Source organism: Shewanella halotolerans (assembly GCF_019457535.1).
Lineage (GTDB): Bacteria > Pseudomonadota > Gammaproteobacteria > Enterobacterales > Shewanellaceae > Shewanella > Shewanella halotolerans.
Window position 1 is genome coordinate 608,453 of record NZ_CP080417.1, and the last position, 13,866, is coordinate 622,318.

Genomic DNA, 13,866 nt, shown 5'->3' on the forward strand with positions numbered 1-13,866 from the left:
GCCAGTGACGGGGCGTTAGCCGTTGTCTCTGTTGCCCTTGCGGTGTGACTTGCGCTCACCCACAGGCTTGCGACGACGTGGTGCTCGGTTGTCATCGCTGGCGTTGACCATTTCACTGCCCGCTTCACGGATGTTTAGTGGCTTACCACATACGCGTACCTTCTTCAGGTGTTGCAGGACATCCTTTGGCATGCCTTCTGGCAGATCGATCGAGGTGATCTGATCGAACAGTTGGATCTGGCCTATGTAGCGGCTGTCGATGTTGGCTTCGTTAGCGACGGCGCCGACGATGTTGCCTACACCCACACCATGGTCACGACCCACGTCTAGCACGTAACGGCACATCTTGACGTCTGGATGATCTTTCAGGGTATCGGCCTGGCCCAGGTTTGTCGGGGTCGGACGCGATTCGCGGCGGCCGCGAGGAGCACGATCTGAGCGTTCACCACGGTCACGCGAGTTGCGCTCGTCACGGCTATCGCGCTGACGCTCCTGGATAGGAGGCAGTTGCAGAGGACGCTCCTGCTGAACCATGTTCAACAGCGCGGCCGCAAGCACTTCTGTGTCCACTTCCAGTTGCTGACACAGTTGGGCGACGGCGCCATGCATGAAGTCCAGGGATTCGTTGTCGATGGTGTTAGATACCTGCTCACCCAGACGCGACAGACGACGCTCGGCCACTGTCTCAGGGCTTGGCACGTTCATCGGCGAGATACGGCTCTTGGTCGCACGCTCAATGGTACGCAGCATGCGCATCTCTCTGTGGGTGACGAACAGAATCGCCATACCGGTACGACCGGCGCGGCCGGTACGACCGATACGGTGTACGTAGGCTTCGGTGTCGTAGGGGATATCATAGTTGATCACGTGACCGATACGCTCAACGTCCAGACCACGGGCTGCCACGTCGGTGGCGATCAGAATATCCAGCTTGCCACGCTTAAGCTGATCGACGGCGCGCTCACGGGCCTGTTGGTTCATGTCGCCATGCAGTGGCGATGAGGCATAACCACGGGCTTCAAGCTTCTCGGCCAGCTCAACACAAGAGTTACGGGTACGTACGAAGATGATGATACCTTCGGTGTTTTCCACTTCCAGTACGCGTACCAGAGCCTCGAGTTTGTTGTGCTGAGACACCTGCACGAAACGCTGCTCGATAGACTCAACCGTGGTGTGGCTTGCGGCGATGCTGATGTGTTCCGGCGTTTGCAGGTACTTGTTGGCGACGCGCTTGATCTGCTCAGGCATGGTGGCCGAGAAGAGTGCCAGTTGACGCTCCTGTGGCGTGTGTTCCAGGATCCATTCGATGTCGTCGATAAAGCCCATCTTGAGCATTTCGTCGGCCTCATCGAGTACCAAGGCGTTGAGTGTCTCTAGCTTAAGGGTGCCACGACGCATATGGTCCATGACACGGCCTGGTGTACCCACGACGATCTGTGGGCCACGACGCAGGGCGTTAAGCTGTTGATGCATGCTCTGACCGCCGTAGATAGGCAGTACGTGCAGGCCTTTCATAAATTTGGAGTAGCTACCGAAGGCTTCGGCAACCTGTACCGCCAGTTCGCGGGTCGGTGCCAGTACCAGAATTTGTGGCACGTTGCGATTAGGATCGATAGCGTTGAGCAGGGGCAGGGCAAAGGCACCGGTTTTACCCGTACCGGTTTGCGCCTGGCCTAGAATATCTTTACCCGCCATGAGGGGGTCGATACTGGCGGCCTGGATCGGCGTAGGTTTTTCATAACCTAGCTCGTCGAGAGCACGCAACAAAGGCTCGGACAGGCCGAGTTCGCGGAAAGTTTTTTCACTGGATGACATGGGTTGTAGCCTTGTGGTGTAACTAAAGTGCAGAGACTGCACCAAAAGATGTAAAAGACAGAAAATCAACCCCGTGTCGACTTCCCGCACCGAAAACGAATCAGTAAGCCGATTATTATAACAGTAAGCCAGAGAACTTTCCACCGCCTGGCATAATTTTCGCAGTAAACTCAGGTGTCGTTAATTTAACCATTTAGTTAACAGTGAGTTACATTTTTCAAAAATACAGAAATCCCTGTGTTTTGTATTAGTTATTCAAGAGATAAGTGTCAATTATTAACAGTTTATAGGCGGTTTCCGTAACAGCGGCCAGAAAATTAACATCTATCTTACTCGCCTCGTCACTGGGTTGGTGGTAATCCTTGTGGGGCGGCACACCGAAGTAGAGCCAGGGGATGCCTGCCTGATGAAAAGGATAATGATCTGAGGCTCTTAACCAATCGACTTTCTGTATCGTCTTGCCCGCTTCCGGCGGATGATTGGCGCGAATACAAAGATTGACCGTCTGCTCCAGCCGGGCCTTGATCTGCTCGAACTGGCTAAAACCGCGGCGGCCTTCCAGGTAAATACGGCTGTTGCGTGCGGGGCGGCCTATCATGTCGAGATTGACCATCAGCTGGATCTGACTCGGTTTGAGCTTGGCATCAGGCGCCATCAGACCGTCGACAAAGGCCTTGGAACCGTAGAGACCCGGCTCTTCGGCGTCGGTGGCGATAAACATCAGGTTTGCGTCTCTTGGTAGGCGTGCGCTGTGGGTAGCGATCTCTAGCAGACCGGCGACCCCTGAGGCATTGTCGTCGGCGCCGTGATAGAGCTTATAGCCCTGTTTGCCCAAGTGATCATAGTGGGCGACCACCAGACGCCAACTGTCGCTGGGCTCGCTTGCCGGCAATATGCCTATGATGTTGGTGCCAAGGCGGGTGCCGAACTGATAGTCGTATTCAAAGTTGTGATCGAAACGGCCCTGCCAGGGAGTGAGACCCGCCTGATGCATCTGACCGATTACGTAATCTCTGGCCAGGACGGCGCCGTCTGTGCCTGTCTTGCGCCCGGCGAATTGATCGCTGCTGAGGGTCTCGACGTGGGCGAGGAGCCGTGCTTGATCGCTCCAGGTGAGCTGGTACTCATCGCCGCAGCGCCTATCGTTCGCGCTCTCGGCGCAGCCTACCAGGCCTAGCGTGATCAGGCTCAGGGTGAACAGGCCCAGCTTAAGTAGACTTAGCAGTGGTGCGAGCCTTAAGTAGTGCTTATGGACAGGGGCGTAGGGACTTCTCAATGACGGCAATCCTCGGGTCTGAATACTTCTAAGCTACCCCTGTTTGCCGGGGAAGGAAACAAAAAAGCCAGCCTGTCGAGGCTGGCTTCTTAAGGCCGTCAGCTTGAGTTAGCCCTTTAACAGCGGCTTGAGGAAGCGCGCCGTGTGGGAGCTTGGATGCTTGGCGACCTGCTCAGGTGTGCCGCTGACCAGTATGGTGCCGCCACCGGAGCCGCCCTCTGGGCCGAGGTCGACGATCCAGTCCGCCGTCTTGATCACATCCAGGTTATGCTCGATAACCACTATGGTGTTGCCATGGGCCTTGAGGCGATGCAGCACATCCAGCAGCAGCTGAATGTCGGCAAAATGCAGACCCGTGGTAGGCTCATCCAGAATATAGAGGGTCTTGCCGGTATCGCGTTTCGACAGCTCCTTGGCCAGCTTAACCCTTTGAGCCTCACCACCAGAGAGGGTGGTGGCGCTCTGGCCCAGGCCGATGTAGGAGAGACCGACCTCCATCAGGGTCTGCAGCTTGCGGGCGATGGCCGGCACGGCGTCGAAGAACTCGCGCGCCTCCTCGACCGTCATCTCCAGTACCTCGTGGATGTTCTTACCCTTGTAGCGTACCTCCAGGGTCTCGCGGTTATAGCGCTTGCTCTTACAGCTGTCACAGGGCACATACACATCCGGCAGGAAGTGCATCTCCACCTTGATCAGGCCATCGCCCTGGCAGGCCTCACAGCGTCCGCCCTTGACGTTGAAGGAGAAACGCCCCGGCTTGTAGCCACGGGTTCTCGCCTCCTGGGTGGCGGCAAACAGCTCGCGGATCGGGGTAAAGATCCCCGTATAGGTAGCCGGGTTAGAGCGCGGCGTGCGGCCGATGGGGCTCTGGTCGATATCCACCACCTTGTCGCAGTGATCCATGCCTGAGACTTTCTGATAAGGCGCGGGTTCATCGACCGTGGCGCCGTTGAGCTGGCGATGAGCGATCTTGTAGAAGGTGTCGTTGATCAGGGTCGACTTGCCCGAGCCCGATACCCCAGTGACACAGGTAAACAGGCCGACGGGAATGGTGAGGTCGACCTGCTTGAGGTTGTTGCCCGAGGCGCCGAAGAGTTCGATCACCTTGCTGGCATCGTACTGGGCGCGTTTCTCGCTGATATGGATCTGCTTCTTACCCGAGATATATTGGCCTGTGACCGACTCGTCGCAGGCGATAATCTCCTTGAGCGGGCCGTCGCAGATCACCTGACCGCCATGCACCCCGGCGCCCGGGCCGATATCGATAATATGATCCGCCATGCGGATGGCATCTTCGTCGTGTTCGACCACGATTACCGTGTTGCCGAGATCCCTAAGGTGGATCAAGGTGTTGAGCAGGCGCTCATTGTCTCGCTGGTGCAGGCCGATGGAGGGTTCATCCAGCACATACATGACGCCAACTAGGCCGGCGCCGATTTGGCTGGCCAGACGGATACGCTGGGCCTCGCCGCCGGAGAGGGTGTCGGCCGAGCGTGACAGGCTCAGATAGTTGAGGCCGACGTTCACCAGGAAGCCGAGGCGATCGCGCACCTCCTTGAGGATCTTCTCAGCGATCTGTGCCCGCTGGCCGGTCAGGCTCAGCTGCTCGAAGTATTCCATCGCCTCGCCGATAGACCACTCAGTGAGTCTCGGCAGGTTGAGGTCTTCGATAAACACATGGCGGGCCTCTTCACGCAGGCGAGAGCCACCACAGCTGCTACAGGCTTGGGTGTTGATATACTTGGCCAGCTCTTCGCGTACCGCGTTTGATTCCGTCTCGCGGTAGCGTCTGTCCATGTTATTGAGGATCCCTTCGAAGGGGTGGTTGCGCACCACCACATCGCCGCGATCGTTAATGTATTTGAACGCTATGCTCTCCTTGCCTGAGCCGTGCAGCACTATGTTGCGTATCTTGGCGCTCAGTTTCTCAAACGGCGCCTCGACATCGAACTTATAGTGCTCCGCCAGCGAGGTGAGCATCTGGAAATAGTAGAAGTTGCGTCTGTCCCAGCCGCGGATCGCGCCGCCAGCCAGTGAGAGTTCGGTATTGGTGATCACCCTGTCGGCATCGAAAAATTGTTGCACGCCCAGGCCATCACAGGTGGGGCATGCACCGGCCGGGTTGTTGAAAGAGAAGATGCGCGGCTCCAGCTCTGCCATGGAGTACCCACAGTGGGTACAGGCAAAGTTGGCCGAGAACAGCAGTTCTTCGCTGTCGCCGTCCATGGAGGCGACGGTGGCGATACCGCCAGAGAGTTCCAGCGCGGTCTCGAAGGATTCTGCCAGACGCTGCTGCAGATCGTCACGCACCTTGAAGCGATCTACCACCACCTCGATGGTGTGCTTTACGTGGAGCTCCAGCGCCGGGGGATCGGACAGGTCGCACACCTCGCCGTCGATACGGGCGCGGATAAAGCCCTGGGCCGCCAGGCTGTCCAGCAGCTTGACGTGTTCGCCTTTGCGGTCGTTGATCACCGGGGCCAGCAGCATCTGCCGGCTGCCCTCTGGCAGGGTGAGTACCTTGTCGACCATCTGGCTGACGGTCTGCGCCGCCAGTGGTTGGTTGTGAGTCGGACATCTCGGCTCGCCGACACGGGCAAACAGCAGACGCAGGTAGTCGTAGATCTCTGTGATGGTGCCCACGGTGGAGCGCGGGTTATGGGAGGTCGATTTCTGTTCGATTGAGATCGCCGGACTCAGGCCCTCGATATGATCCACATCTGGCTTCTCCATCAGGCTGAGGAACTGGCGCGCATAAGCCGACAAGGATTCGACATAACGACGCTGGCCCTCGGCGTAGAGGGTGTCGAAGGCGAGTGAGGATTTTCCTGAACCCGACAGGCCAGTGATCACAATAAGCTTATCTCTGGGGATCGTCAGGTTGATGTTTTTGAGATTGTGGGTGCGGGCGCCACGAACTTCAATCTTGTCCATCTGTGTCTCTGGTTGTGCCGAAAAAGAGACTGATTATCGCATAAAAATTGAGTTAGGTCATAGAAAAGCCCAGCCTGTGATCTGGCCATGAGGGGAGGGCAATTGCGCATTTTGCTCGCATCTTCAACTTTTCTTTTTGAGCTATTTCTCCGCTTCGTGATAAACTGCGCGACTTATTTATGAATACAGATCAGGGCGAATAATGGCCAATAATGGACTGTCTAAGACTGAGAAAAGAGTCGCGTTTTCACTAGCCAGTGTATTTGGGCTACGCATGATGGGCTTGTTTATGATCATGCCTGTCTTTGCGTTGTACGGACAACACCTTGAGGGATTCTCTCCCCTGTGGGTGGGGATTGCCATCGGGGCCTACGGCCTAACCCAGGCCATCTTGCAGATCCCTATGGGGATCCTATCGGACAGATATGGCCGCAAGCCTATCATTCTTATCGGCCTGGCCCTGTTTGCCCTGGGCAGCCTGCTGGCCGCCTCAGCCGATTCTATCTATGGTGTCGTCGCCGGACGAGCACTGCAGGGGATGGGGGCAATTGCCGCCGCTGTATTAGCCTTGGCCGCCGACCTGACCCGGGACGAGCAACGCACTAAGGTGATGGCCATCATAGGCATGTGCATCGGCTTCTCCTTCGCGCTCTCTCTGCTGGTGGGGCCGATCGTGGCCGAGCATCTTGGCCTATCTGGCCTGTTTGCCATGACGGCCGGTCTCGCCCTGTTGGGGATGGTGATAGTGCAGCTGCTGGTGCCTAACCCTATTGGTCAGGCGCCCAAAGGCGATACCGTCGCCGCGCCAGCCAAGCTCAAGGCGATGCTCACCGATCCTCAGCTGTTCCGCTTAGATGCCGGTATCTTCATCCTGCATCTGGTGTTAACCGCCGTATTCGTGGCGCTGCCGCTGGATCTGGTCGATGCCGGCCTGGTGAAAGAGAAGCACTGGATGCTCTATTTCCCCGCCTTCGTAGGGGCTTTCTTCCTCATGGTGCCGCTGATCATCATAGGGGTGAAGAAGAAAAACACTAAGGCGACCTTCCAGATCGCCCTGCTTATCATGATAGCCGCCCTGGCCGCCATGGCGCTGTTTGCCAACAGCCTGGTGGTGCTGAGCGTCGCCGTGGTGCTCTTCTTTACGGGTTTCAACTATCTCGAAGCATCCCTGCCAAGCCTGATCGCCAAGTTCTGTCCCGTGGGCGACAAGGGATCGGCCATGGGGGTTTACTCCACCAGTCAGTTCCTCGGCGCCTTCTGTGGTGGCCTGCTGGGTGGCGGCGCCTATCAGCTGCTGGGAGCGGCCGGTGTGTTCGCCGTGGCACTGGGCCTGATGTGCCTGTGGCTGCTGCTGACACTGGGGATGCAAAACCCCGTACTGTTAAAGAGTTATACCCTGGAAGCCGAGGTGGAAGGTAAAGAGCAGGCCCGCGCCATGGCGACCGAGTTGTCGCAACTGCCCGGCGTGGCCGAGGCCATTGTGGTGCTTGAGGAGAAGGTCGCTTATTTAAAAGTTGATGAGCATTTCGATTTGAGACAGGCGCGAGCTGTGTTAGGCTCTTCCAATTAACAGATTCGCGGTCGAGTACGGCCGTGCATCTGTACCTAATTTAGATTTATAAGATTATCGCAGGAGATTTCAATGGCCAGTCGTGGTGTCAATAAGGTAATTTTGGTCGGTAACCTGGGGAAAGATCCCGAGGTTCGTTACATGCCAAACGGCAACGCCGTAGCCAACTTTACAGTGGCGACCAGTGAGTCTTGGAAAGACCAGCAAGGTCAGATGCAAGAACGTACAGAATGGCACAACATTGTAATGTACCGTCGTCTTGCGGAGATCGCCGGTGAGTACCTGAAGAAGGGCTCGAAAGTGTATCTGGAAGGTAAACTGCAGACCAGCAAGTGGCAGGATCAGCAGACCGGACAAGATCGCTACAAGACAGAGATCAACGTTAACGAGATGCAGATGCTGGATAGCCGTGGCCAAGGCCAAGGCGGTCAAGGTGGCCAGCAAGGTTACGGTGCGCCGCAACAGCAAAACCAGTACGCACCACAGCAATCGGCGCCGGCCGCGCGTCCACAGCAGCCGCAACAATCGGCTCCTCAAGGTGGGTACGGTGCCCAGCAACAGCCACAGCCACAGCAAGGTTATGGCGCTCAGCCACAGCAGGCCCCTGCCTATGCGCCTAAGCCACAGGCGGCACCGCAACAGGCACCGCAGCAGCGTCCAGCACCACAGCCACAGCAGAACTTCACGCCTGATCTGGATGACGGTTGGGACGACGATATCCCGTTCTAGGATTTGGTCGACAAATGTTTGCTTAAAACCCTGCCTTGGCAGGGTTTTTCTTTTCTTAGACTCTGCCGCGCTATGCTCTTCTTAGCGCGCGTCGGTCGGCGTCATCCCACGGGAGTGTTCATTTACCGCCATGCGGTGTAAAATGCGCGCCCAGCCCGTAAAAGGGCGACTGCTAAACTTGGGTTACCCTTATTTATGTCATTTGCCACTATGCCAACTGCTATTAATCGTACCTTCTCCATTGCGCCCATGCTCGATTGGACCGACAGGCACTACCGCTATTTCGCGCGCCTGATGTCTTCCGAGTTGCTGCTCTATACCGAGATGGTGACGACCGGGGCGATCATTCATGGCAGGGGCGATTATCTGGCCTATAACCAGGAGGAGCACCCGCTGGCGCTGCAGCTAGGGGGATCCAATCCTGAAGATTTGGCAAAGTGTGCCAAGTTGGCGGCGGAGCGTGGCTATGATGAGGTCAATCTCAATGTGGGCTGCCCGTCGGATCGTGTGCAGAATGGCCGTTTTGGCGCCTGCCTGATGGCCGAGCCTGATCTGGTGGCTCAGTGTGTGGCGGCGATGAATGAGGTGGTGGATATTCCGGTAACGGTAAAGACCCGCATCGGCATCGACGAGCAAGACAGCTATGAGTTTCTTACCGAGTTTGTCGACAAGGTGAGCGCGGCTGGCTGCGACACCTTTATTATTCATGCCCGTAAGGCCTGGTTGCAGGGGCTGAGTCCCAAGGAGAACCGCGAGATCCCCGAGCTCGACTATGACAGGGTGTATCGCCTCAAGCAGGATTACCCTCAGCTGAGCATCTCCATCAATGGTGGGGTCAAGACGCTAGCAGAGTGCGGCGAGCACCTCAAACAGCTAGACGGCGTCATGGTGGGCCGCGAAGCCTATCAGAACCCTTATCTGTTGGCTCAGGTGGATCAGCAGCTGTGCGGCCTGGACAAGCCTGTGCTGAGCAGAGATGCCGTTTTGGAGAATATGATTCCCTATATAGAGAAACATCTAGTGTCCGGTGGTCGCCTGAATCATATTACCCGTCACATGACAGGTTTGTACCAAGGAGAGGCGGGTTCGCGGGCCTGGCGTCGTTATCTGAGCGAGAATGCTCATAAGCCTGGTGCCGGTATCGCCGTGGTGCATGAGGCCAGAGCCAGCATGGAACTCAAATAAAAACATAATACAAACAATGTATTGATTAAGATTCTTGCACAAAGCCGCTGATAACACAGCGGCTTTTTTTGTCTAACTTTTAAACTTCTCACCAGAGTTGGCGAAAATTACCAGCCGGTAGTGAAACTCACTATCTTCTTAACCAGCCGCCTCAGTCCTAATGAATGTCTCAGCGGCATTAAATTTTATAAACTCTTATTTATCATATATTTATATTGTTTTTATAAAGTTGGCACACCCCTTGTATTGTCATAGATGTCATAAACGAAATGGAAAGGAAGACATCATGAACAAGCTAACTAAAGTATCGCTAATCGCCTCTCTACTTGTAGGTGCTAGCTTCTCTGCCTCGGCAGATGACTTTATCCCAACAGATATCACCGCCAAGCTGGAGCGTCATTTGGCGACACAGATGCAAGAGATGATGGTGACTGCTCAGCAAGAACTGACACTTTCACTGCAGGCGCAGCTGTCAGAGTCGCTATTCGACACTAACCTTAAGCTGGCAGAAACGGCGACCAAGAGTGAAGACGCACCGATGAAGAGTGCGATGGTTAAGGAATAACTCTGGTAAAGGAATACCATAGTTTGGGGAATTGTTATGACTTATCTGTTTGAGTTGGCAGCACTGTTACTGCTCCCAGTATTGAGCTTCGCGCTCTGCGCAACCTTAGTCTGTACCTTGAAATGGCATAAGGTGTTATAGCCGGGGCTCATCAATTTGTTGATAGTAAGGACAAGTATTATGAATATCGATGATCTGGTAAGAAGGCTAAAAAATCCTCGCAGCATAGTATGTGGTGTGGCGGCGATGACGGCAGACAAATTTTCCTGGTCTTGCCTATGGACTCGCGTCGTGTGGGCCGTGGCAGCCTTTATGAATCCGGCCTTCGTCTTGTTAGTGTATTTTGTATTGGCACTCGTTCTGCCGAAATGGAAACCAGGCTACTAGCCGTTAGGAATTAAGAGCGTGAAGGGACGTACGAATTTACAAAAAGCGCTGGATATCTTGCTGGCCCTGGGTGTCATCCTTATAGTGGCTGCGGCGCTGATGATGCTGGGACATTACTTTGAAGCGCGTTGGTTTTACATCAGCCTGGAGTCGCCTCAGTGGATCGACATAGGTTTGTGGAGTACGGCGCTGGTCAGTGCCCTGTTATTGATTCTGCTACTCTGGCTCACTCTGGCCTTTAGTTTTGTCGCCCTGGTTTCTTCTGTTTGTGTGCTAAGCGCCATCGCCATGTTGTTTGCCGGCTTTTCGCTGTTTTGGCCGATTCTCCTATTACTGCTGGCGGCTTGGGGCGTAGGCCAGGCTAGCCGGGTCGATTAGCCTGGCTCGATTTCTTTATCTGCTCAGGAAGGCGTTAAACTGCGCCTTGGCCTCATCGCTTTGCAGGCGAATGGCAAACTCTTCCAACTCTTTTTGCATCTGCTCCCTGATGAGCTCGCTGTCACCGCGTATCAAGCGGCGACTGGCTCTGAGTGCCTGAGGTGGCTTCTTCGCCAGCTTGATGCTTTGGCTCAGGGCATGACTCATCAACTCATCGCTTGGCAGTAGATCGTTGATAAGCCCCATCGATAGGGCGCTGTGGGCATCGAAGGCCTCACCGAGCAGCAGCAATTCGCTGGCCTTGGTCTGGCCGACTAGGCGGGGCAGTAAAAGGCTGGCACCGGCCTCGGGCACCAGCGCCAGATTGACGAAGGGCAGCTGGAACTTGGCGGTGTTGTCGGCATACACCAGGTCGCAATGCAGCAGCAGGGTCGTGCCTATGCCGACGGCGGGACCGGCCACGGCGGCAACCAGAGGTTTAGTGAGATCCAGCAGGGTGAACAGAAACCTGACGGTAGGATGATTCGGTCCTAAGTCACTATTTTTTAAAAAGTCGGCAACATCGTTACCCGAGGTGAAACAATCGCCTTCGCCTTTGAGGAGAAAGGCGTTAATTCCGTTGTCTGACTCCCCTTGGATAAGGTATTCTGTGAGCCGAGCATACATCTCAAGGTTAAGCGCGTTGCGTTTGTCGGGGCGATTGATCGTGATGATGCGTACGCCCTGCTCATCCTGAAATTGAATGTTACTCATGGGTCAATAATCCTTATTTGGCAGATGGGTTAAAAAGGAGTTTAAGGCATTGAAACAGATTTTCAAACACGCGTTTAATTTTGTCCTGCTATCATGCACTTCATTTTCCGTATTGGCAAACGTCATGTTTGTCGATGGCTATGTCAGGGCCATGCCGCCGAGCGTGCCCAATACCGCCGCCTATTTCACCCTGATGAATCATGGGCCCGAGGTCGATCTTATTGGCGTCGACACAGAGGTAGCCGCCGAGGCGCAGCTACACACCCTGGTGGAAGAAGAGGGCGTGGTGAAGATGCGCCAACTCCCCAAATTTACCCTGGCCAGCCACGCTAACCTGGAGCTTATGCCCTCGGGTAAGCACGTGATGCTGTTGGGATTAAAAAAACCGCTGACGGAAGGACAGGAAGTGGTGTTAAGGCTAAAGTTTAGCGATGGCAGCGAGCAGCAGCTGACGCTGCCGGTGAGCAAGCAAGCGATAGCGACACAAGATGATGGCGAGCACCATCATCACCATTAATGGAGTAAGAGTATGCAGGTAACATGGAAACGGGTCAGCCTGGCGGCCGCCGTCTTATTTTTGATTGGCTACATCATCAGCGTATGGTGGAGCGTAGAACCAGACAGTATAGAGCCCCATCAACTCAATAACGAGACGGGCCATAAGATAGTGGGCTACGCGACCACTACCTCTTTGATTTTGACCATGGAAACCCTCCTCGATAAGAACGGTGGCTGGTTGTCGAACGACGTGATGCCTCCCTCGCTGTTCATGGATAACATGCCCGCCTTCGAGTTTGGTGCCATAGAGCAGGCGCGGGATCTGGCGCTGATCATGCGCAAGGAATTTAGCCGTTCCCAGTCGCAGTCTACCGCCGACAAAGATCTGCTGGCGGCCCACTCTAAGCTGAATATTGAACACACCAGCTGGTTGGTGCCGAGCGCCGAGGGCGAGTATCGTGACGCCATCAAGCTGCTCAAGCTCTATCGCGCCCGCATCGCCGACACCAATAATCCCGATGCTCAATTCTATGCCCGCGCCGATAACCTCAACGAGTGGCTCAAAGAGGTGCAGAAGCGCCTGGGCAGCATGTCGCAGCGTCTGTCTGCCAGTGTCGGTCAGGAGCGGATCAATACCGATCTCGCCGGTGACACTGAGGCTAGCCAGTCCACACCTAATCTGGCCAGCCAGGAGATCAAGACCGGCTGGTGGCAGATCGACGATGTCTTCTATGAAACCCGCGGCGCCACCTGGGCACTGCTGAACTTTATGAAGGCTATTGAGGTAGATTTTGCCGACGTATTGAAGAAGAAAAATGCTGAGGTCAGCTTGCAGCAGATCATTCGTGAGCTGGAAGAGACGCAGCAGCCTGTGTGGAGCCCGATCGTGTTGAACGGTTCTGGGTTTGGCATAGTGGCCAACCATTCGCTGGTGATGGCCAATTATATTTCCCGCGCCAATGCCGCGGTGATCGATTTAACTAACTTATTGACTCAAGGCTAATTAGATGAAAAAAACACTACTTGCATGTGCTCTGCTCGGGTCTTTGGCAGCGACGTCTGCACAGGCGGCTACTGTAGTTGGCTTCAAGGTGGGCGGCGACTACTGGAATGCCGATACCGAGGGTACCTTTGCTCAGAAGGGCCAGGCTCAACAGGAGTTTGATTACAGCTCTTCATCTCAGGGCAGCATCTGGGTCGCCATCGAGCATCCGATTCCTTTAGTGCCTAACCTGAAGATCCGCGAAAACCGCCTGGATGCCGACGGCAAGGCGACTGTGACCGGCGACTGGTCATTCGGCGATCGCGTATTTAATGATGATGTTACCACGGCAAGCAACCTGAGCAATACCGATTTCGTGCTCTACTATGAGCTGCTGGATAACGACATAGTGGCACTGGATCTCGGCGCCGCCTACAAGAAGATGCATGGCTCTTTCCGCGTACATCAGATCTCGCCATCTGGCGTGGTAGGCGCCTATGCACAGAAAGATCTCAGCGACGGCATCGTCATGGCTTATGCCAATGCCGAGGTGGGCATTCCTGGCCTGGGTCTGTATGGTTTTGCCGACGTGATGCAGGGCATCGACGAGAGCAGCGTCTACGACTATCAAGTGGGTTTGGGCTGGCAGTTTGACGGCGTGGCGCTAGATACCAAGGTGCGTGTCGGTTACCGTGACTTTAACTTCGATGTGAACGACTTCGATGGCGTGACCGCCAACATGCAGTTCAAAGGCTATTTTGCCGGGGTTGAGCTAGTCTTCTAATAGCTAGTTT

The 13,866-nt window shown here is 55.2% G+C and carries 13 protein-coding genes; 9 read left to right on the top strand and 4 right to left on the bottom strand.

The window, feature by feature from the left end:
• Positions 1–15: 15 nt before the first annotated feature.
• The 3 genes from K0H81_RS02745 to uvrA all read right to left on the bottom strand — a co-directional run bounded on the left by K0H81_RS02745 (position 16) and on the right by uvrA (position 6,025).
• Entirely contained in the window at positions 16–1,815 is a 1,800-nt protein-coding gene (locus tag K0H81_RS02745; protein WP_220059813.1) for a DEAD/DEAH box helicase, read from the bottom strand.
• Between the two features lie 247 nt (positions 1,816–2,062).
• Positions 2,063–3,091 (bottom strand): M28 family peptidase, encoded by a 1,029-nt coding sequence (locus K0H81_RS02750; protein ID WP_220059814.1) that lies wholly within the window; start codon positions 3,089–3,091, stop codon positions 2,063–2,065.
• Positions 3,092–3,199: 108 nt separating this feature from the next.
• Entirely contained in the window at positions 3,200–6,025 is a 2,826-nt protein-coding gene (gene uvrA / locus K0H81_RS02755) for an excinuclease ABC subunit UvrA (protein ID WP_220059815.1), read from the bottom strand.
• A gap of 202 nt (positions 6,026–6,227) precedes the next feature.
• Between uvrA and K0H81_RS02760 the strand changes: the two genes are divergently transcribed.
• The 6 genes from K0H81_RS02760 to K0H81_RS02785 all read left to right on the top strand — a co-directional run bounded on the left by K0H81_RS02760 (position 6,228) and on the right by K0H81_RS02785 (position 10,839).
• Positions 6,228–7,595 (top strand): MFS transporter, encoded by a 1,368-nt coding sequence (locus K0H81_RS02760; protein WP_144199796.1) that lies wholly within the window; start codon positions 6,228–6,230, stop codon positions 7,593–7,595.
• Between the two features lie 72 nt (positions 7,596–7,667).
• On the top strand, positions 7,668–8,324 hold the full coding sequence (locus K0H81_RS02765) for a single-stranded DNA-binding protein (RefSeq protein WP_220059816.1): 657 nt from the start codon (positions 7,668–7,670) through the stop codon (positions 8,322–8,324).
• A 195-nt stretch (positions 8,325–8,519) separates the two neighbouring features.
• A complete protein-coding gene (gene dusA / locus K0H81_RS02770) occupies positions 8,520–9,509 on the top strand; it encodes a tRNA dihydrouridine(20/20a) synthase DusA (RefSeq protein WP_220059817.1) in 990 nt (329 codons plus the stop codon).
• Between the two features lie 286 nt (positions 9,510–9,795).
• Positions 9,796–10,074 (top strand): hypothetical protein, encoded by a 279-nt coding sequence (locus K0H81_RS02775; protein ID WP_220059818.1) that lies wholly within the window; start codon positions 9,796–9,798, stop codon positions 10,072–10,074.
• A 180-nt stretch (positions 10,075–10,254) separates the two neighbouring features.
• The gene (locus tag K0H81_RS02780) at positions 10,255–10,461 is read left to right on the top strand and encodes a PspC domain-containing protein (RefSeq protein WP_220059819.1); all 207 of its coding nucleotides are present in this window, start codon (positions 10,255–10,257) and stop codon (positions 10,459–10,461) included.
• An 18-nt stretch (positions 10,462–10,479) separates the two neighbouring features.
• Positions 10,480–10,839, top strand: a complete 360-nt coding sequence (locus K0H81_RS02785) for a hypothetical protein (protein WP_220059820.1) — start codon at positions 10,480–10,482, stop codon at positions 10,837–10,839.
• 15 nt (positions 10,840–10,854) lie between these two features.
• On the opposite strand, the gene K0H81_RS02790 is transcribed toward K0H81_RS02785, so the two are convergent.
• Complete coding sequence (locus K0H81_RS02790) at positions 10,855–11,592, bottom strand: enoyl-CoA hydratase (RefSeq protein ID WP_144199784.1); 738 nt, start codon at positions 11,590–11,592, stop codon at positions 10,855–10,857.
• Between the two features lie 49 nt (positions 11,593–11,641).
• Between K0H81_RS02790 and K0H81_RS02795 the strand changes: the two genes are divergently transcribed.
• From K0H81_RS02795 to K0H81_RS02805, 3 genes are read left to right on the top strand one after another with little or no spacing between them, the layout of a single operon-like run.
• The gene (locus tag K0H81_RS02795) at positions 11,642–12,109 is read left to right on the top strand and encodes a copper chaperone PCu(A)C (RefSeq protein ID WP_220059821.1); all 468 of its coding nucleotides are present in this window, start codon (positions 11,642–11,644) and stop codon (positions 12,107–12,109) included.
• 12 nt (positions 12,110–12,121) lie between these two features.
• Entirely contained in the window at positions 12,122–13,093 is a 972-nt protein-coding gene (locus K0H81_RS02800; RefSeq protein ID WP_011864348.1) for a DUF2333 family protein, read from the top strand.
• A gap of 4 nt (positions 13,094–13,097) precedes the next feature.
• Positions 13,098–13,856 (top strand): TIGR04219 family outer membrane beta-barrel protein, encoded by a 759-nt coding sequence (locus tag K0H81_RS02805; protein WP_220059822.1) that lies wholly within the window; start codon positions 13,098–13,100, stop codon positions 13,854–13,856.
• Positions 13,857–13,866: the final 10 nt, after the last annotated feature.

Excerpts from the sequence above, each read along its gene's own strand:
- K0H81_RS02745 (WP_220059813.1), bottom strand. The coding sequence starts at position 1,815 with ATGTCATCCAGTGAAAAAACTTTCCGCGAACTCGGCCTGTCCGAGCCT.
- uvrA (WP_220059815.1), bottom strand. The coding sequence starts at position 6,025 with ATGGACAAGATTGAAGTTCGTGGCGCCCGCACCCACAATCTCAAAAAC.
- K0H81_RS02760 (WP_144199796.1), top strand. The coding sequence starts at position 6,228 with ATGGCCAATAATGGACTGTCTAAGACTGAGAAAAGAGTCGCGTTTTCA.
- K0H81_RS02765 (WP_220059816.1), top strand. The coding sequence starts at position 7,668 with ATGGCCAGTCGTGGTGTCAATAAGGTAATTTTGGTCGGTAACCTGGGG.
- dusA (WP_220059817.1), top strand. The coding sequence starts at position 8,520 with ATGTCATTTGCCACTATGCCAACTGCTATTAATCGTACCTTCTCCATT.
- K0H81_RS02775 (WP_220059818.1), top strand. The coding sequence starts at position 9,796 with ATGAACAAGCTAACTAAAGTATCGCTAATCGCCTCTCTACTTGTAGGT.
- K0H81_RS02780 (WP_220059819.1), top strand. The coding sequence starts at position 10,255 with ATGAATATCGATGATCTGGTAAGAAGGCTAAAAAATCCTCGCAGCATA.
- K0H81_RS02790 (WP_144199784.1), bottom strand. The coding sequence starts at position 11,592 with ATGAGTAACATTCAATTTCAGGATGAGCAGGGCGTACGCATCATCACG.
- K0H81_RS02800 (WP_011864348.1), top strand. The coding sequence starts at position 12,122 with ATGCAGGTAACATGGAAACGGGTCAGCCTGGCGGCCGCCGTCTTATTT.
- K0H81_RS02805 (WP_220059822.1), top strand. The coding sequence starts at position 13,098 with ATGAAAAAAACACTACTTGCATGTGCTCTGCTCGGGTCTTTGGCAGCG.